General features: G+C 37.5%; 19 protein-coding genes and 1 pseudogene. 5 read left to right on the top strand and 15 right to left on the bottom strand.

Going from position 1 to position 19,407, the window contains the following annotated elements:
- Nucleotides 1-200: 200 nt before the first annotated feature.
- Nucleotides 201-2,867, bottom strand: coding sequence for a cation-translocating P-type ATPase (locus IGI79_RS05160; protein WP_438844163.1), 2,667 nt, complete (start codon nt 2,865-2,867; stop codon nt 201-203).
- Nucleotides 2,868-3,204: 337 nt separating this feature from the next.
- On the opposite strand from IGI79_RS05160, the gene cls reads away from it, so the two are divergent.
- A complete protein-coding gene (gene cls, locus IGI79_RS05155; RefSeq protein ID WP_438845744.1) occupies nt 3,205-4,656 on the top strand; it encodes a cardiolipin synthase in 1,452 nt (483 codons plus the stop codon).
- Between the two features lie 183 nt (nt 4,657-4,839).
- Here the strand turns inward: cls and IGI79_RS05150 are convergent, their stop codons facing one another.
- From IGI79_RS05150 to IGI79_RS05115, 8 genes are all read right to left on the bottom strand, one after another.
- Nucleotides 4,840-5,379, bottom strand: a complete 540-nt coding sequence (locus IGI79_RS05150; protein ID WP_155756830.1) for a hypothetical protein — start codon at nt 5,377-5,379, stop codon at nt 4,840-4,842.
- Nucleotides 5,366-6,025 carry an ATP-binding cassette domain-containing protein gene (locus tag IGI79_RS05145; protein WP_019724307.1) on the bottom strand — a complete coding sequence of 220 codons (660 nt, stop codon included), beginning with the start codon at nt 6,023-6,025 and terminating at the stop codon, nt 5,366-5,368. Before IGI79_RS05145 ends, IGI79_RS05150 begins: the two co-directional genes overlap by 14 nt.
- Nucleotides 6,026-6,035: 10 nt before the next feature.
- Nucleotides 6,036-6,779, bottom strand: coding sequence for a hypothetical protein (locus tag IGI79_RS05140; RefSeq protein WP_019724306.1), 744 nt, complete (start codon nt 6,777-6,779; stop codon nt 6,036-6,038).
- The gene (locus IGI79_RS05135; RefSeq protein ID WP_019724305.1) at nt 6,758-7,513 is read right to left on the bottom strand and encodes a hypothetical protein; all 756 of its coding nucleotides are present in this window, start codon (nt 7,511-7,513) and stop codon (nt 6,758-6,760) included. The genes IGI79_RS05140 and IGI79_RS05135 overlap by 22 nt, the downstream gene beginning before the upstream one ends.
- Nucleotides 7,503-8,285: a hypothetical protein gene (locus IGI79_RS05130; protein ID WP_019724304.1), complete on the bottom strand. Its 783-nt coding sequence runs from the start codon at nt 8,283-8,285 to the stop codon at nt 7,503-7,505. The genes IGI79_RS05135 and IGI79_RS05130 overlap by 11 nt, the downstream gene beginning before the upstream one ends.
- Nucleotides 8,286-8,603: 318 nt before the next feature.
- Complete coding sequence (gene thiD, locus IGI79_RS05125) at nt 8,604-9,419, bottom strand: bifunctional hydroxymethylpyrimidine kinase/phosphomethylpyrimidine kinase (protein WP_065096600.1); 816 nt, start codon at nt 9,417-9,419, stop codon at nt 8,604-8,606.
- Nucleotides 9,420-9,568: 149 nt separating this feature from the next.
- Nucleotides 9,569-10,009, bottom strand: coding sequence for a universal stress protein (locus IGI79_RS05120; RefSeq protein WP_010735813.1), 441 nt, complete (start codon nt 10,007-10,009; stop codon nt 9,569-9,571).
- A gap of 195 nt (nt 10,010-10,204) precedes the next feature.
- Nucleotides 10,205-11,602 carry a glycoside hydrolase family 1 protein gene (locus IGI79_RS05115; protein WP_438845743.1) on the bottom strand — a complete coding sequence of 466 codons (1,398 nt, stop codon included), beginning with the start codon at nt 11,600-11,602 and terminating at the stop codon, nt 10,205-10,207.
- A 153-nt stretch (nt 11,603-11,755) separates the two neighbouring features.
- Between IGI79_RS05115 and celB the strand changes: the two genes are divergently transcribed.
- The 4 genes from celB to IGI79_RS05095 all read left to right on the top strand — a co-directional run bounded on the left by celB (nt 11,756) and on the right by IGI79_RS05095 (nt 15,906).
- A complete protein-coding gene (gene celB, locus IGI79_RS05110; RefSeq protein ID WP_019723475.1) occupies nt 11,756-13,027 on the top strand; it encodes a PTS cellobiose transporter subunit IIC in 1,272 nt (423 codons plus the stop codon).
- A 303-nt stretch (nt 13,028-13,330) separates the two neighbouring features.
- A complete protein-coding gene (locus IGI79_RS05105; RefSeq protein WP_023519447.1) occupies nt 13,331-14,053 on the top strand; it encodes a GntR family transcriptional regulator in 723 nt (240 codons plus the stop codon).
- A 252-nt stretch (nt 14,054-14,305) separates the two neighbouring features.
- On the top strand, nt 14,306-15,283 hold the full coding sequence (locus tag IGI79_RS05100; RefSeq protein WP_019723477.1) for a ring-cleaving dioxygenase: 978 nt from the start codon (nt 14,306-14,308) through the stop codon (nt 15,281-15,283).
- Nucleotides 15,284-15,303: 20 nt separating this feature from the next.
- Nucleotides 15,304-15,906: an alpha/beta hydrolase gene (locus IGI79_RS05095; protein ID WP_019723478.1), complete on the top strand. Its 603-nt coding sequence runs from the start codon at nt 15,304-15,306 to the stop codon at nt 15,904-15,906.
- A gap of 207 nt (nt 15,907-16,113) precedes the next feature.
- On the opposite strand, the gene IGI79_RS05090 is transcribed toward IGI79_RS05095, so the two are convergent.
- From IGI79_RS05090 to IGI79_RS05065, 6 genes and pseudogenes are all read right to left on the bottom strand, one after another.
- Entirely contained in the window at nt 16,114-16,377 is a 264-nt protein-coding gene (locus IGI79_RS05090; protein WP_019723479.1) for a hypothetical protein, read from the bottom strand.
- Between the two features lie 371 nt (nt 16,378-16,748).
- Nucleotides 16,749-17,054, bottom strand: a complete 306-nt coding sequence (locus IGI79_RS05085) for a hypothetical protein (protein ID WP_019723480.1) — start codon at nt 17,052-17,054, stop codon at nt 16,749-16,751.
- Nucleotides 17,055-17,063: 9 nt separating this feature from the next.
- Nucleotides 17,064-18,311 carry a lipase gene (locus tag IGI79_RS05080; protein WP_195273967.1) on the bottom strand — a complete coding sequence of 416 codons (1,248 nt, stop codon included), beginning with the start codon at nt 18,309-18,311 and terminating at the stop codon, nt 17,064-17,066.
- Entirely contained in the window at nt 18,308-18,715 is a 408-nt protein-coding gene (locus IGI79_RS05075; protein WP_019723482.1) for a hypothetical protein, read from the bottom strand. The genes IGI79_RS05080 and IGI79_RS05075 overlap by 4 nt, the downstream gene beginning before the upstream one ends.
- Nucleotides 18,711-18,985: pseudogene (locus tag IGI79_RS05070) on the bottom strand (lipase); the annotation flags it as partial. The gene IGI79_RS05075 and the pseudogene IGI79_RS05070, both read right to left, overlap by 5 nt.
- Nucleotides 18,982-19,389 (bottom strand): hypothetical protein, encoded by a 408-nt coding sequence (locus IGI79_RS05065; RefSeq protein ID WP_019723485.1) that lies wholly within the window; start codon nt 19,387-19,389, stop codon nt 18,982-18,984. The pseudogene IGI79_RS05070 and the gene IGI79_RS05065, both read right to left, overlap by 4 nt.
- Between the last annotated feature and the right edge of the window lie 18 nt (nt 19,390-19,407).

Raw genomic sequence — 19,407 nt, 5'->3', positions numbered from 1 at the left:
GGATGTTTCTCCCTTCATCTTCACTTTTCGGAATAAATATTTTATCAGAAAAACGATGAGCTTTGTTTCTTAGTATAAATCAAAATCCACGAAAATCGAAGAAACGATTCTCGTGAATTTCTTTTTGATTCGAAAGGCTAAAAACTATCACATTTCATCGTTATTCGTAAGTGATAGATGAACGATTTTTACTTTGATGATTATTTGTTTCCTTGTACACGTACCAAAATCATTTTAGTGATTTCCATCAACACAACCGTTACAAGCGCGATTCCGATACATGTGAAGACTTCAGTCAATCCAAATGCTGCAGGGATCGAGAAGACTTCTTTTAGTCCTGGGATCATTGCAATACAGTAAAGCGCACTACATACAGCAACTGCTAATAGCACACTGCGGTTTGAGAAGAAACCAGCTTGGATCGCTGTTTGCGTATTTGAACGAGCTGGGAATGTTTGCAACGTACGACACCAAATCAATGTTGTAAAGGACATCGCTACTCCAAATTCAGGAGAATGTTGCATTCCTAACCATTGAGCAAAAATAACTGCAATACCGATCAATACGCCACGATATGTCACAGAGATCAATGTTTTATCCGTAAAGATACCTGAATTTGGATCTCTTGGCGGACGTTTCATTGTCGCTGGCTCTGCTTTTTCAGTTCCTAACGCGATTGCTGGTAATGAGTCGTTGACTAAGTTGATGAACAATAATTGTAAGGCTGTAAATGGATTTGACCAATCTGCAACTAAGGCAAAGATGATCGCGATGATCGCACCTAGGTTTCCTGAGAACAAGTAAGAGATGGCCTTTTTGATATTATCAAAGACATTACGTCCTACTTCCACTGCACTGACGATCGATGCGAAATTATCATCTGTCAGAACCATTGCTGCAGCATCTTTGGCTACGTCAGTACCTGTACCCATTGCAATACCAATATCTGCTTGTTTCAAGGCAGGAGCATCATTCACTCCGTCCCCTGTCATTGCAGAGATATGACCTTTTGTTTGCCAAGCACGCACGATACGGATTTTATTTTCCGGAGATACACGCGCATAAACGGTTACTTTTTCTAATACTTCATTCAATTGATCTTCTGATAATTCATCTAATTCTGTACCAGTCAACGCTTGGTCACCCTCAGCAAAAATACCGATTTCTTTTGCAATAGCTACCGCAGTTGTTTTATGGTCACCAGTGATCATGATCGTTTTGATTCCAGCACTTTTCGCTTCTTTCACCGCTTGTGTAACTTCTTCTCTTGGCGGATCGATCATTGCCATGATACCGACTAAAATCAAATCATCTTCATCATCAAATGATAATTCTAAGCTATTGATTGGACGGTAAGCAAAGGCTAACACACGCAATGCGCGATTTGAGAATGCTTCGTTTTGTTCTTGGAATTTTTTTCTTAACTCGTCTGTCATTGGCACGACTTCACCATTTACCAACGCTTTTGTACTACGACCAAAGACGATATCAGGTCCACCTTTTACAAATAAGAATTGTTGATTGTCGATTTCATGTGCTGTCGACATCAATTTTCGATCCGAGTCAAATGGTAATTCCGCTTGTCTTGGATACGTTTGACGGATCTCACGATAAGGTTGGTTCATTTTTTCACTGAAGTCAATGAAAGCTACTTCTGTAGGATCGCCTAATTTTGAACCATCTTCACTGATCGACGCATCATTTGCCAAGACACTGATCTCAACTAAACGACGTTCATCGACAGACCAGTTTTTTGGATCATTTGAAAAATCACCAGTTGCTCCATTGGCTAAATAATAGTCAACAACAGTCATTTTGTTTTGTGTCAATGTTCCAGTTTTATCTGTACAAATGATACTCGTTGAGCCTAATGTTTCTACGGCTGGAAGTTTACGTATGATGGCATGTCGCTTCGCCATTTTATTTGTTCCTAATGATAAGACGATCGTTACGATCGATTGCAATGCTTCTGGGATCGCTGCTACGGCAACCGCAACTGCAAACATGATGGCACTAACGATATCCGCCGTCATATCTCCTGTTCCGCCACCCATGTAGATACGGAATAACTGGATACCTAAAATCACTAATGATAAGCCTAAAATGGCTAAACTTAACTTCTTACTGAATTTATCCAACCCACGTTGTAGTGGTGTCACTTGTTCCGTTGTTGATTCTAATAAACCAGCAACTTCACCGATTTCTGTATTGTTTCCTGTAGCAGTAACTAAGAATTTTCCACGACCGTAAGTAATGATCGTACCACTAAAGACCATATTCAAGCGATCACCGATCGGCACAGTCTGAGTGATTTCTACTACTTCTTTTTCTGCTGATGTCGACTCACCTGTCAACATCCCTTCGTCAACTTTTAATGAACCAGCTTCTAATAGACGTCCATCTGCCGGTACATAGTCACCTGCATCAAGTAAAACGATATCCCCAACCACTAATTCATTCGCTGGAATCGTCATTTCTTTTCCGTCACGAATCACTTTTGCATCTGGTGCAGAAAGGTTTTTCAATGCTTCAAGTGAACCTTCTGCTTTTTTCGTTTGGATCACACTGATCACTGAGTTCAACATCAACACGGCAAAGATAACGAAAAATTCGATATAATCACCCATCACCATTTGAATCAATGCAACAACTAATAACACAATTACCATCGCATCTTTAAAAGTTTCGAGAAACAGTTTCCAAGTTGGCTTCTTCGGCGCTTCCTTCAGTTGGTTCAAGCCATCTCTTTCCAATTTTTCTTTTGCTTGCGTACTACTCAACCCATCAGGTGAGCTTTGCGTTTGTTGCATCAACGTGTCGATCGATTCTTTGTAGACCGTTGATTGTGCGTGTTCCTTGTTTTCCAAATTTCATCCCCCATTTTAGTTATTGTTTCCGCTATCGCCTGAAAAAAAAGAGACCTAAGACAAATACGGATTTGTCTTAGGTCTCACCATTTCATACAATACCAGAAAACCAATTGGTTAACTTACTGTTGATATTATCACAACAAATGTTGTCGGTTACTCCCCTAAGGAGATATTCAACTGTACTTTTATCCTACATGATTTATTTTTAAATTGCAACAACTTTTGCTTATCGCTCATGATATTTTCAAAAAATTTCCACCTTTGTTTTCTTGTGAATAGGCTTCTCACCTTTCTCATGCTATACTAGTGTTATTATATAAAGGAGGATTTACTCGTGGTAGGAAGCATTATTACTTTCTTATATGTACTGAACGCACTTATTGCACTTGTAACTATCTTGATCAAACCTCGTGACGTCGCAGCGATCTGGGCATGGTTGCTCGTTTTATTTGCTTTACCTGGTTTTGGTTTTATTCTCTACCTTTTCTTTGGTCGGGGGTTGACCGACAAGAAAAAATTCCATCTCCGTCAGAGTGATTTGAGAGAACTGGAGAATTTCCAAGATTTCAAGGGAGATACCTTGGAACATTATGATCCCATCATCCAGAATGAAGATCATCAGCACTTCGTTGATTTCTTTTCATCCTTGAATCAAATGCCACTCACTCGAAAAAACGCCGTCACACTCCTGACAGACGGTCAAGAGAAATTAACTGCTGTGCTGAAAGATATCGAAGCAGCCAAGCACTCCATCCATATCGAATATTATGCTTTTGTTACCGACAATATCGGTCAACAGATCTTAAAAGTATTGGAAAAAAAAGCAGCAGAAGGTGTCGAAGTCCGCTTACTCTATGATGCCTTTGGTTCTCATGGCACAAAAACAAAAGATTTTAAAAAGTTAGTCGAAAATGGCGGTCATGTCCATACATTCATCACTTCGCAACGGGCACTTCTACGCTTTCGTCTAAATTATCATGATCATCGGAAAATCATCGTTGTTGATGGTAAGATCGGGTACACAGGTGGTTTCAACATTGCCGATCAATACGTCAATCACACCAAAAAATTTGGCTATTGGCGAGATACACATATTCGTATTTACGGTGCCGCCGCCTCTTTACTACAACTTCGCTTTTTGATGGATTGGAATGTCTCTGTGCCGGATCAAAAAAAAGTTGGCTATCATTTAGATTATTTTTACAAAGTAGAGAAAAAGGATCAGGATCAACTATACCAAACATCGATCCAACTTGTATCTAGCGGACCGAACAATGAACGGGAACAGATAAAGTTATCCTTTATCAAGCTGATCAGTTCAGCAAAAAAACGTATCTGGATCCAAACACCTTATTTAGTTCCTGATGAAAGTGTGATTGCTGCGTTAAAAATCGCTGCCGCTTCTGGCGTAGAGGTGAAAATCATGATCCCTAACAAACCAGATCATCCTTTCATCTACCGAGCAACTCAGTACTACGCTCGCCAATTGATCAAAGAAAATGTACAGATCTTAGTTTATGAAAATGGCTTTTTACATGCGAAAACATTGATCATGGACGACGAAATCTGCATAGTCGGATCAGCCAACCAAGATATTCGTAGCTATCGTTTGAATTTTGAAAGTAGTGCAATCATTTATGATCCAGCTTTCTTGCAACAACTAGCCGACCAATTTGTACTTGATGAACAAGCAAGCAATCCGATGACTACTGAAACAATCAAAGAAATGTCAAATTGGTTGCTGTTCAAACAACAAATCTCCAGACTATTCTCACCGATTTTGTAACCTATTTTTCCTTCAATAATCAACAGTTGTAATGACAACCTTATTTCATTGATAGGATATTTCAAGAAAGAAACTCCCTTAGCAGATTTCTCAAAGGCTGCTAAGGGAGTTTCTTTTGTTGAGCTGTCTTTACAGTATTAAGAAAAAAAGAGACCCTTCAAAATTTCCATTGAATTGGAACGATCATAGCTGGATAGCTACACCTTTATAGACTCCTTTATCGTAACTAACATGATAATTCGCTTGATCAAATCGAAGTAAAGCTTGAGTTGTTAACACAAATTGAAAGGATTCTTCTACTTTTTCTGCATCGACCGTGTAGACATATGTAAGCGTCGTTTGCTGTTGAGGATCTAGTACCTGTTGCGGAAAGTCAACATCACCTGTATTGTAATAGTTGTAGCCACTAAATAACCGACTTTCTTTCAAAATTGCCAAATCCTGGGCATCCGGCGATATATTTTTGACGTTTACTGTAACTGTCACAGGCATAAACTCATATTGGTCCATCGGGTTCCCACCATCATAATGATAGGACTTTCCTTTAGAATAGTTTAAAACAGTAAGTTCTAAATCATTTAAAGAGACTACGTCGTTCAAATGGTAAGTGGTAATTGCAAATGATTTGGGTACTCCACGATTGATTTCGATAATACGAGTTGCTGCGACTGCTAAGATTATTGAACCGCCTAGACAAAAAAAGAAAATTTTACTTTTTTTCATCATTCGATACCTCAATTCTTGAAAGACTTCCACGATCAACTTGATAAAATTTGGTGCAAACTCTTTGCAAATCTTCGTTTCGATGACTAGTCAGCAAGACTAGCTTATTTCTTAACTTCAATTCTTCAATAATCTCGATCAATAATTCGATGCCTTGATTATCCAACCCATTAAAAGGCTCATCTAAAATGATCATCGTCGGGTCGCCCATCAACGCTTGTGCGATTCCTAAACGTTGTTTCATTCCTAAAGAATAGTTGGCAACCTTAACTTTCTGTTTATCCAATAAACCTACGAGTGTTAATAGTTCAACAATCTCAGCTTTTTTGACATTATCAGTCAATAACGACAAGCTATATAAATTATCAAAACCTGTCATCGAACCAATAAATCCAGGATTTTCAATCAACATTCCTGTATGAGAAGGAAAGTCTACTTCTTTGCCGATTGTTTCTTCCCCTACCTTGATCTTTCCTTTTGAAAGACGAATAAAGCCACAAATTGCTTTAAAAAGCATTGTTTTACCCGAACCATTTTGACCGATGAAACCTACAACGTCACCAAGCTCAGCTGAAATCGTTGCCTCATTAAGGATTCGTTGTTTTTTTCTTTCAACGGTTACTTCTTTTATTTCTAAAAATGCCATGGAAACCCTCCTAAAATATGTGCCTACGAATGAAAAATAAAATACCAACCAAATAACCTAACAATAATCCCAACTGTATTCCTAAAACCACGAATAATGTAGGATGGGTCAAATAGAAATGAATATCATTAGTTAGAATCAATGAATATTTATAAGGCATAAACTTAAAATTGACTAGACTTGCAACAACCAACATGCCCATGCAAATCAATAACGAGAAGATACCGTTTGAATAAATAAAATAAATGAATGTGGCTAAAAAATTAAGCAAGATTAGCGTCGAAAATAAAAGAAAGCTATAGTGTATAACAGCCAACGACCAAAAATCAGCGGAATAAAAAATAAAAAAAAGTACGCTGAAAAAAATGAGAAGATAGGCAAAACAATCCACTATGATCGTAAGAAAAATTGAAATTGCCAATTTACGTCTACTTTTGATCCGGATCAATAAAAAAATACTTTGTGTTTCCAATAATTCAATGATCGGGAAAAAAATAAATAGCAATGAGAACAGATGAAACAAAAGCCAAAGATAAGGAAGTAAATAGTCTGTATAGTTATGAATAGGATAAGGACCTTGAAACAAGAAAGTAAGGATACTTTCTCCATCAAAAAGAATCCTAGGATACATATACTTAATCGCTAAAAGGTAACCTATCAAAAACACCCCAGTAGAGATCCACCATTTTTTCCCATAGGTAAAGGTAAAACTGATCATCCGTCTAGTGACTATCATGATCGAGGTAAGCACCATTGGTTGGACCTCCTTAGTAGAATGACTGTATATTTTGCTGCAAAAAGCAAAAGGTTCAGAGAAATCAATAAACCAAGCCAAGCGATAAATGTACCTTGAGCCATTATTTGTTGTCTATTAACGATAAACACGAGATTAAAAGCCGGAAATGAGTCAACTAAGTTTATAATAAATACTGTCATAACCATTAATACAACGACTAAATAATTTCTAATTACTCTATTTAATAAGAGAAAAAGATGTCCCATAAATAGAAATTGTAAGTACTTGATGGCTGCGATCTTACCAACATTCAATAAAGTTAGCTCTGCCTCCACCAATTCTCCCTTAACGAGAGCGTACATGATGAGGTAGGCGAAAATAAATCCCAGGAAAACGAAAATTATGTAGAGGATCAGACTCAAAACTATGATTAGATCCTTATTCACCAATAGTTTCAACTTTGTTTTAACATGTAATAAGTAAAAATTTTCTTCTGTTTTTTTATCTATGCTATGGATAAAAAACAGCCATAGCATCAAATAAATAGAACTGATAAATCCATTTATTCCTCCATTTAAAATACCGTATGGTCCATAAAGCAGTAAATCTAACTCGTCGTATTGTTGTCCCATCTGATAATACTGATAAACTAAATTACCCAAACTGAAGATCATCCCTATGAAAAAAAATCCCCAGATTTTCTTATGTGAAGTAAGCGACAAATAATAGCAAATGGTTTGCTTAAATCTCATTCTTCTTCACCCCATAGATCACCGTCATGACTGCAAATAGCAGTATAGTTATGACAAACAAAACGCCTGTCAACTGAAGATTTTCTGTACCAATAAATTGATCACTCAAACTATATTTTGCAGCACGCAACACACTGATCAACATATCGCTGACTAACACAAAAAACATTGGAATCAAGATAGCAAGGTAACGATTATGTGTTAAATAAGCGCAAATACTAGCAAATAAAGAGAGACAGCCACCATACAAAAAGAGAAAGGCACTTCGCACTAACAAATAGATGCTTGGATGGTCATAATACAAATGGGGCATGAATTCATCAGAAGGGACCAAAAACATACTATAAAATCGATGCAAAGGCGTCACAGGTATAAAAAACAGGAGGCTAATAAAATTAACAAGGACAGGAATAACCACTAAGCATCCACCAATGAGAAAAGCCAACAAAAAATGATTGATCAAATACTTTTTTAACGTGATGTGAGACACCATCGATTTCATATAACCACTCTGGCGATCTTCCGCTAAAATATCACCGATCGGAATCGTTGCAAGCAATGAAAAAGAAAACTTAAACGTTATTAAAGTAACCGCAGGAATAACAAGCATATGCAATGAATAAAGACTGGTCGGTTCGTCATACCCTCCCTTCCATGGGTATTGCCCAATGATACCATATGTAAACAAGCAAGATAAACCTAGAACTACCATAAAAGCTAACATATAAATAAATTGACGTCTTCTTAGCACACGATATAGAATTGCTTTCATAAACCTTCTCCTACTAAAGATTATTTTTTGTTTGCGCTTTCTAAAAACCAAGGCATACTAACCACGTAGCATATAATAACACAAAAAAATTAACAAAGGATGTAAGAAAGATGAAAAACAGGTTATTTTATGAGACTATTTTGTTAGAGGTGAGTTAGTTGGAGTCCAGACAGTGTTTAACTATTTTTCAAAAAACAACTACTTATTTTTCTAAAGTTATCTACTTAATCAACAAACTCCCCTGAGAACCACCAGAATCCATTAGGATGCACTAGTAGCTATCAGGGGAGTGCTGTTTAAAATCATTTTTGCTATCAGTTAGTCGATCGTACTTGCCGCCCAATGATTGATTGGGCCATATTTATGTCCAATAAAAAGTTCTTCTTTGATTGCTTGATTGACATATTGTTTCGCAATACGGATGGCTGCTTCCACTGTTTCTCCTTTTGCTAATTCAGCAGCAATACACGCAGATAAAGAATCACCTGTTCCATTGATGCGATCTGTTGCATAAAATGGTGCTTCTAACCAAAATGTTTTTCCTGAAGCTAAACGAACATAATCCCTCACTGTTTGTTGATTGGAATCACTAGTATGATGTCCTTTGATCAGAACATTTTTGGGTCCCAGCTCTTGGAGGATCTTAGCCGCTTTTTCATAGTCTTCTTCTGTTCTCAATTTGAGACCAGTTAGTTTTTCGGCTTCATAAAAATTAGGGGTCACTACTTCTGCCAATGGCAGTAATGCTGTTTTTAATGTAGTCAATGCTTCTTCTTCCAATAATTGATTGCCATGTTTCGTCATGATGACTGGATCAACGACCAAGGGACCGAAATCATACCTTTGAATATTTTTGACCACGGTATTGATCAATGTCGCATCTGCTAGCATCCCCGTCTTTGCTGCTTTGACTTGGTAATCCTCTGCAATCAGTTCAAATTCTTTATCGATAAAATCTGTAGGTAAAGGAACACTTGCACCGATTCCATAAGAATTTCCAGCGACACAAGCAGTCAAAACAGATACCCCATAGACCTTTCTTGTAAAAAACGTATGCAAGTCTGCTTGCATCCCTGCACTTCCATCACTATCTGATCCAGCGATCGTCATTACTTGGACATATTGTTGTTCCATTTCATCCATCTCCTATTTGAAATACGTTTGTCTTGTTTATCCTACCGCATTTTCTGCTGAAAAACAAAAAAGGATGCGCAATAACTCATGCAGCATCCTCAAAAACGGATAAATTATATGTTAAAAGTAAATAGTTCGAACAACATCTTCTATTTTACTACTAATACATTGCATTTCGCGTGATTTACCACATAAGAAGTCGTTGAACCAACCAATGCACGTTCAACGGCGTTTAACCCAGTCGCCCCCATGACGATCAAGTCAATTGGCTCTTCTGACTCGTTGAAGTTTGCGATCAATGTTTTAGGATAACCGTATAACACATATGTTTTAATATCCGTCAAACCTTTTTCGATCGCTAGATTTTGATGTTCCTTCATTTGTTTGTCTGCCACTTCATCTAACTCTTCTTGTAAACTTGTTGTGACAAAAGCAAAGTCACCAAAATAATTTCCTGACACCTCATTTACATACAAGATGTGTAATTTTGCTTGATTTCGTTTTGCTGTTGCGATTGCTTCAATAAATGCTTTTTCTGATTTTTCTGAACCGTCGATTGCTACTAAAATATTTTTATACGTGTCTACCATTGAAACCGCCTCCTTCTTTTCTTTTAGTGTAGCACGATTAGAAACGAAGAACAATTCTTATGGATATGGTTCAAAAGCCCCTGGCTCCAACAGAAAAAATAAGGCAGAAAATCTAATTTTTAGATTCACCGCCTTATTTCAAAATAATTTATCCCATTCATTTAGTTATAAAATAATTGATTTTTAAGCCATTAATTAAGCGTCAAAACCATTATTTGTTGCTACTTCTTTAAACCAGTGTCCTGATTTTTTGATCGTCCGTTTCCCATCTTGATCTAGATCGACTGCGATAAAGCCATAACGGTTTTTATACGCATTTGTCCATGACCAGTTATCCATACATGTCCACATATGATACCCTAAACAATTTGTTCCTTCTTGAATGGCTTGATGCACATATTTCAAATGATCTGTCACAAACTCGATACGATAATCATCTTCGATCATGCCTTGTTCATTTACGTAGCGCTCTTCCCCTTCGACACCCATGCCATTTTCAGAGATAAAGCATTTGATATTGCCATAATTTTCTCTCGTATTCGTCAAGATATCATAGATACCTTTCTCATAAATTTCCCAACCACGATAAGGATTCATTTTTTTATTCGGCATATCGTAGTTATCGAAATAATCATCTGGTAACGGCGCACGATTATTGTTGATCGGTGTTTCTTTCGCTTTGATCCGTCGTGGTTGATAGTAATTGATTCCTAATAGATCCACTTTATTTTCTTGGATGATCGTCAAATCGCCTTCTTCCATAACAGGCATGATATCCAATTCTTTGACGATATCGATCAACTCTTGTGGAAATTCACCTTTTACTGCTGGATCAAGGAATGAGCGATTGAAAAAGGCGTCCGCAATCGCCGCAGCTTTCACATCGTCCGCATTATTTTCGTCACGTGGATAACTTGGAGTCAAATTCAGGATAATACCGATCTCCCCATCTTGTCCTGTTTCATGGTAGATCTGAATCGCCTTCGCACTTGCCAAGTTTTCGTGGAAACCCACTTGAACAGATTCTTTGAAGTCCACATGATTTGGATAGTGGAACTGATAAAGATAGCCACCTTCTACAGGGACGATCGGCTCATTGTGCGTAAACCATTTCTTCACAAGATCGCCGAATAACTCAAAACATGTTTTGGCATACTCAGCATAAGCATCAACAGTCTCTCTCGCTAACCAGCCACCTTTTTCTTGTAAAGGCATCGGCATATCAAAATGGAAGAGATTGACGAAGGGTTCAATACCATTTTCAATCAGTTCTTCAAAATACGTACGATAGAAAGTGACTGCTTGCTCATTTACTTTCCCTGTACCATTAGGAAGCAAACGACTCCACTGGATCGATGTTCGGAACGTATTATGACCAGTAGCTTTCATCAATGCGACATCCTCTTTATACTTCGTGTAGACTTGAGAAGTCTTGCTTGGCCCTACTTGGTTAAAAAACTTCTCAGGCTCCAAGTCGTACCAATGATCCCAAATATTTTCTCCTTTTCCATCTCCTGCTACACGTCCTTCTGTTTGTGGTCCACTAGCAGCTGAGCCCCACCAAAAATTTTCTGGAAATACATAGTTTGTCATGTTTAGTCCCTCGCTTATTTTTCTTTTGATAACGTAATCATACCAAACCATAAAAATAAATCAATACTTTTTAAATAAATGACTAGACATTTATCCAGATTGAAGTTATACTCATTTTGTAATCGATTGCAAATTATAATAGAGGTGAATAAAATGAACGGTTTTATGGATAAACTTGCTCAGAAAATCATGCCTTTAGCGAACCTACTAGGGCAAAATCGTTACTTGACAGTGTTACGGGATGCATTTATGTTATCGTTTCCTTTAACGATGTTCGGATCGATTGTTGTCGTTTTCAATAACTTACCTTTCTTTAGTGATGCGACTAAAGGAACGTTGTCTAGCTTATTTGGAAATGGACAAAATGCAACAATGAGTATCATGTCTGTCTTTGTTACTTTTGGTATTGGCTATTATTTATCTAAATCATATGATGTAGAAGGTATTTTTGGAGGGGCTGTCTCATTCGCCAGCTTCTTGATCTTAACACCTTTCGTCATGACAACTGTTGGTGGCGAAGAAGTATCAGGTGTGTTGACTCTTGATCGCTTAGGTGCAAAAGGAATGTTCATCGGTATGATCGCAGCTTTCATCGCCGGTGAAATCTATTGCCGAATCACTAAACGTGGTTGGCAAATCAAAATGCCTGCAAGCGTACCACCAGCTGTGACGAAATCATTTGCAGCGTTGATCCCAGCAGTGGTTACTTTAACTGTCTTCTTGATCATCAATGCAGTGATGACTGGTGTCTTCCACGCAAACTTGCATGATGTGGTTTACGAAGTTATCCAAAAACCATTGACTGGTTTAGGAAGTAGTTTACCTGCAACTTTAATTGCTTTGTTCTTTGTACAATTCTTATGGTTCTTTGGTCTTCATGGTCAAATCATTGTCAACTCTGTGATGGACCCGATTTGGAACACACTCATGCTTGATAACTTAGAAGCATATCAAAATGGTCAAGAATTGCCACACATCATCACAAAACCATTTATGGAAACATTCACTGTCGGAATCGGTGGCTCAGGTATGACTTTAGCTGTTGTACTATTGATGGCCTTTGTTTTGAAGAAAAAACAATATCGTGATGTCGGTCGTTTAGCTCTTGCACCAGGAATCTTCAACGTGAATGAGCCAGCAATTTTTGGTTTACCGATCGTATTGAACGCAACTATTTTGATTCCTTGGGTTGTCGCACCATTAGTCGTAACAACGTTCAACTACCTTGTAATGGCAGCAGGTATCGTACCAGCGCCAACTGGTGTCTCCGTTCCATGGACAGTGCCAATCATCGCGAGTGGTGTCTTAGCCACAAACTCATGGTTAGGTGGCTTACTCCAAGTGATCGATTTTGTGATCGTTGCAGTTATCTGGTATCCGTTCTTGATGATCTTAGATAAACAACCTGATATGGATGTTGTTTGATCCTATACTAAAGGAATGTAGTATTTGAAGTTGAAATAAACATATTCACGAACAATAATCAAAGAAGCATCCACGAAAATTTGCTCGTTGCATTTTCATGGGTGCTTCTTTAAGTTTTGAAACATACATAAATTGGTATTTTATTGATCGCAATGAGCAACTGTCCTCTATAAAACATCAGTCAGCTATTTCCTGTACCAAAATTAAAAAGTAAATTCTCTGATAAAGCTATCCGCGCTTCTCATGCTTTTATTGGTTGTCGGCGCTATGATCTTTCGTTATACTCAAAGTGAGGTGAAAAACGTGCCAAAATATGAAGAAATCGCAAATGTCCTAAGAGATCGAATCCGTTCAAAAAAATATCCACCAAATAGTTTTTTACCAAATCAGGTGGATCTAGTCGAAGAATTCAACGCTAGTCGAATGACGATCAAAAAAGCCATCAACATCTTAGCCATGGAAGGACTCGTTTATTCCCAAAGAGGGTCTGGAACTAAGATTTTAAGCCATCCTTATTTAAACAAAGATACTTCTCCAGCTAATGAATACGAAGGATTAAGTTTACAAATGAAACGCCGACAACGCTCGCTGACAAGTCAGATCATTCAATTCGATGTTGAGTTTCCTAATGCTTTTATTCAAGAACGCTTGATGATCGATGCGGAACAGCCTGTGTATAACATTCATCGCCTACGTATCTTAGATGATGAACCGTATATTCTAGAACACACTTTTATGCCAGTGCAACTTGTCCCTGGATTAAAGAAAGAACATCTACTATCATCGATCTACGACTATTTACACAAGGAACTTAATGTCCATTTTGCCGGAGCCTATCGCGCGATCTCAGCAGATAAAAGTTCTGCCTTCGATCAACAATATTTGAATTGCGCCGAAACAGATCCAGTTCTGGAAGTCCAACAAGTAGTCTATCTAAAAGACGGACAACCGATCGAGTATTCATCAAGTCGCAATCGTTTTGATGTCCGCAACTATTCACTGTTAGATGTCCGTGGAAATCAGTAAGCATTTTTGACTGTTCCTATAGTCATTTCAAAAAAGCAACGTCTACGATCTTACTATCGTGAGCGTTGCTTTTTTGTATCGTCTTAGCTGACTACACCTCTTCCTCTCATTAAATCGAGCGAACAATATTCCAGAAGCAACCTCTCTTTCAACTAGCAAGACATATTTATTGCAAAATTTTTGGTGACGCCCTATACTAACTTTAATAACATTTACTTACTTTTTGTAAGTTAAAAGAAAAGAGGATAAATTATGGATACAACAATCAGAGGCGTCCACCATGTGACAGCAATGACATCTAGTGCAGCAAAAATCTATCGCTTCTTTACAGACATTTTAGGCATGCGTTTGATCAAAAAGACAGTGAATCAAGATGATATTGAAACTTACCATTTATATTTCACCGATGAACACGGCTCTGCTGGTACAGATATGACTTTTTTTGATTTTCCTAATCAGCCAAAAGGAACGAAAGGAACGGATACGATCGCGCGCACTTCTTTTCGTGTTCCATCCGATACAGCATTAGAGTATTGGTTGGCTCGCTTTGAAAAATACCAAATCACTCATTCTGAGATCAAAGAACGTTTTGGTAAGAAATATCTTGAATTCGAAGATTTCGATGAACAAGCGTATCAATTGATCTCAGATGAAAAAAATAGCGGCGTTCCTGCGGGGATCCCTTGGAAAAACAGTAGTATACCAACAGACGTGGCAATCACTGGACTTGGTCCGGTCATCGTACGTGTGAGTGATCTTGAGCCGATCCGAACAGTATTGCTGGCCTTACTCGGTTTTACAGAAATCGAACAAGTGGATGATTTTTATTTATTTGAAGTCGGTACGGGTGGGAACGGCGCTAGCATCATCGTCGAACATCGTGCTGATCTACCAAAAGCGATCGAAGGATATGGAAATGTCCATCATCTCGCTTTACGCGTCGCTGATCATGAAGCACTACAGTTTTGGATCAATAAAATCAACCAAACGTCCCTACCTAGCTCTGGATTTGTTGATCGATTTTACTTTGAGTCTGAATATTTCTTAGCTTCTACGCACGTCTTATTTGAATTAGCCACCGATGGCCCTGGATTCTTTGGAGATGAACCCGCAGAAACAGCTGGAGAGATCCTTGCTTTGCCGCCATTATTAGAAGGAAAAAGAGAAGAAATCGAAGCGTATGTTCGACCTTTTGACACGCGTGATGCAAACCAAAAACGGGTAGATTAACGACGACAGGAGTGAGTCATTTGAAGTATCTTTATAGACAAGGAAAAGCAACACAAAAAAAATTGATTTTACTTCATGGAACTGGCGGCGACGAACACTCACTTTTGGAAATTGCAGAGTTTCTTGCACCTGAAAGTACGCTTTTATCCTTTAGGGGGAACATCAACGAGCAAGGCTTGAATCGTTTTTTCAAAAGAAATGGCTTGAACCAATTCGATTATGAAAGTTTAGCTGAACAATCCACAAATCTGTATAATGAAATCAAGGAAATCAGTCACTTACAGGATATCTCATTAACTGATTGGATCGTTGTCGGTTTTTCAAACGGAGCAAATATTGCCGCTCATATCATGTTGGCTCAACAGACAGAACTAAAAAAAGGGCTCTTCTTTCACCCGATGTCCTTAGATGACTATCAGGAAAAATCAGAACTCCCTGACACTTCTGTCTGGTTATCCTTTGGCGAAGGAGATCCAATCGTTTCTAATACTTCATTTAGTCATTTAGTTCGCGAATTTGATTTACGAGGCGCCAAAGTAACAACACAAATCACAGATCAAGGACATCAATTGACAATGGATGAGTTGACCCATGCCAAGCAATGGCTTGATACTTTAGACTAATGCATCGCGTGTTTTTTGAAACGAAATCCATCATCCAACATCGAAAAAGAACTTGGGAAAACAAATCGTTTTCTCAAGTTCTTTTTTACATTTTAACTCCACTTGTTGGACGAGGTAGCTTGCAGTTCGGATAAATCAATTATAAAAAGAAACACAGAGTGAACAGCCCGCCAAACTAACACTTATTATTCTCATGATAACACTGACTTATTCAAACACTTTCAATTCTTTTTCTTGTTCATCGAATACTTCTATTACCTTTTTGGCAAATCCTCCTTTTAAAGAATTTTCTAACTGATCACGACTACTAGAAAATGAATTTTCCGCTTCCTTTACCGCATCCTTATGGGTTTTATCCGTCGTTTTCTTTTCTACCGCTAAATTTCCCTGCATGGCAATTCCCACAGTTTGGACATTCCATCGCTCTAAAGTTTTTCTTAATTCATGTAACAAATCTTCTAATTCATCCATGACTTCCCGTTGCCAAAAATCTATAATTAGTTCCTCAAGATAAAGTTATCTAACATCTAATTTATAGAGATTATATATTTTGACAAACTAGTTTCCTCCTTATCTACCTCTTATTTTTGAGAGACTTTACGCTATAACCAACGAAAGCGCTCCTCAATCATTCTTAAATTTCTCTTCTGATTGATACATTTTTACAGACTAATCTATATGAGACAATTGCCAAACATGGCAAATTCGAATTTTAAACTCCACTTTCATCGAGTAAAGCAGAATTAACTTTTAATATAATTTCCCCTCAACCAGAAGATATGCATTATTGATCCGTTTAAAATGACATGTTGGTATGTTTCTATGTAATTATTTCTCTTTTATCACTGATTTAACATTCGATAAGCCGCTTGATACTCTCGTTCTAAATCATCGAATCGTTGATGTAACTGACGTCGTTCTGAATTTAGCGCTGACTTATATTGCTCTTCTGCAATCTGATATTGTTTCCTTGCTCTCATCAATGGTTCGTTATCAAGGGCTAACCCATTTAGACTTCGCCTTAACAGTTGTTCAGATTGTTCAACTACTTCTTCTCCTTTTCGGTTGAAATAACGCAACAAGTCTTCCTCTTCTTCTAGTTTGATTCGTTTTCTCTGATAGTCTGCTTGCAACTCTTCAATCGTCATTTTCTTCCCTCATCCCTTTAGTTGATTGGCTAATTCTTGATCTCGTGCGACTAAATCATCGATTTTATTTTTGATTTCTTTCGCCAATTCGTCATAGCGTTCGCCTTTTCGTCTGGCTTTTTGGATTCTTTGTTGACACTTTTCCTTTGGCGTCATTACGTGTGTTTCCCATGTCACGCCAACAGATGCCAATGTTTCTTTTACTTCCCAAGCAGTCAAAGAAGGTGCAGCATGTTCCGCTCTTCGTACCTCTTCTGCCCAATTCATTTCGATTCGTTCAATACTACTCTGATTGATTCGAATGACTTCTTCCATTGCACTTTTAGTCTTTCGTCCCATTGTTTCTACAACTACCTTTGTTTGACTATGATTCAAATAAATTCGCTCATTCGCTGATAAATGTCCTCCACTCGCAGTAAACTTCTCACGCCATTTTTTCAACGTACCCAAATGACTTGAGAAATCACTCATTGCTTTATGTTTTTCCTGTTGTATACTTGCTTTCGTATTATAGTCGTTCTCTGGAATGATTAGATTTCCGTATTTATCAAACCTCCAAATATCTAAACCATGATAATCAAACGGATTAATTAACCCCATTTCCATACTTATTTTTATTTCTGCGCCTGTTCCATCTCCCATGAGATTGCCAATCAATTCATCCCCACGATTACGATAATTCGTCAACATCCCCGGATTTTCCTTTATCCATTTTTTTGCTTCTGGAGATAATAGTTCGTAAGGATCTGGTCCATTGAACCCAACATTTTTCCATTGGTTTTCAGCTGCGACATACAAGGCTAGATACTGTCCTAATGAATGTCCAGTTGTAGAAATTTCGGCATCTTTATACTCATTCTTTACCTCTTTCGCAAACTCAGTAGCGGACGTCAATTGACCCAAAAAACGTGCTTGCCTGGTTACTAAAGAAACCACTCGATTATCTGAGCCATCGAAAAGACCAATAATCGTTCGTAAGTCTGTTTCTAGATCCTTAAAATCCGATGTATTTGTTCCTGCATAAGAAATCACTACTTGGGAAGTATCAACGTTACCTTTTTCATCCAGCGGAGCAACTGCCATAGCTTGCATGCCATCTGTTTTAGAGTTTTCACGGAGTTTTAGTATTTTGAATTTTTTCCCGCAAATAAATTTTATAGAACCTTCTCTAAAACTTGTATTATGCTTTAAGTGCTTAGGGTCTAACCAATATACTCTATCGCTAAGCCACTGATACTGCTCATCTGTAAATGTCATATTTCATCCTCCTGACCATTACTATAAGTTACTTTTATTTTTCTTGTGGTTATTCCTTCTTTTTGTATATCTATATCTTCTATTCCATAAGCGCCTAATTTATTTGTTTGTGATATAAAGCCATAATCAAAATAGACTGACTCTCCTTTAGTATTTGTCATTGTGACCATTGCTCCATAAAATCCAGTCATATCATTTCTATCAAATTGTTCAATTTTCACTTCTGCAATATCCGCAAATGTATTTTTCAAAGCTTGAACCGACTGTTTCTCTACTGCTAACAATTCTTGCGCTTTTCTTTCTTCTCTCTTATCCATATATACTTTCCCTCCAATTACGATTATTACCAAACTGATTATTACTGTGATACCTATTAACAGTTGTTTATTCATTCGTTTTTTCATTTTCTATATCCTTAAAATCTGATGTATTTGTTCCTGCATAAGAAATCACTACTTGGGAAGTATCAACGTTCCCTTTTTCATCCAGTGGAGCGACTGCCATAGCTTGCATGCCATCTGTTTTCGAGTTTTCTTTGAGTTTTAGTATTTTGAATGTAGTGTACCAAATTTCCTTACTGTGTCTTCTTTTAAAGTAGGGTCATATTTTTTTTTAGGATCTAGACGGTATACTTGATTACTTATTTTATTATAGTTCTTATCAGTAATTATCATACATACTCCTCCTTACTATTGGAATAAATCACTTTTACTTTATTCTTAGTAATTCCTTCAACTTGTATACTTCTATCTTCAATTCCGTATGTATCAATTTCTCTACTATTCTTTGAAAAATCATACGAAAAATAAACAGCCTGTCCTTTTGTGTTTCTCATAGTGACGAGCATGCCATACGAACCTGTCATATTGTCATATCCTGTTTGTTCAATTTTTACTTCTACAATATCCGCAAATGTATTTTTTAAAGCTTGGACCGATTCTTTTTCTGCGATTAACAATTCTTGTGCTTTTCTTTCTTCTCTCTTATCGATGTATACTTTCCCGCCGATTCCAATCATTACCAAACTAATTATTACTGTGATGCCTATTAACATTTGTCTTTTCATTCGTTTATTCATTTTCTATATCCTTAATAT

The organism is Enterococcus sp. AZ084 (assembly GCF_051714905.1).
GTDB lineage: Bacteria > Bacillota > Bacilli > Lactobacillales > Enterococcaceae > Enterococcus_B > Enterococcus_B pernyi.
The sequence above is the reverse complement of the archived record's forward strand: the minus strand, read 5'-3'. Positions and strand labels throughout refer to the sequence as shown.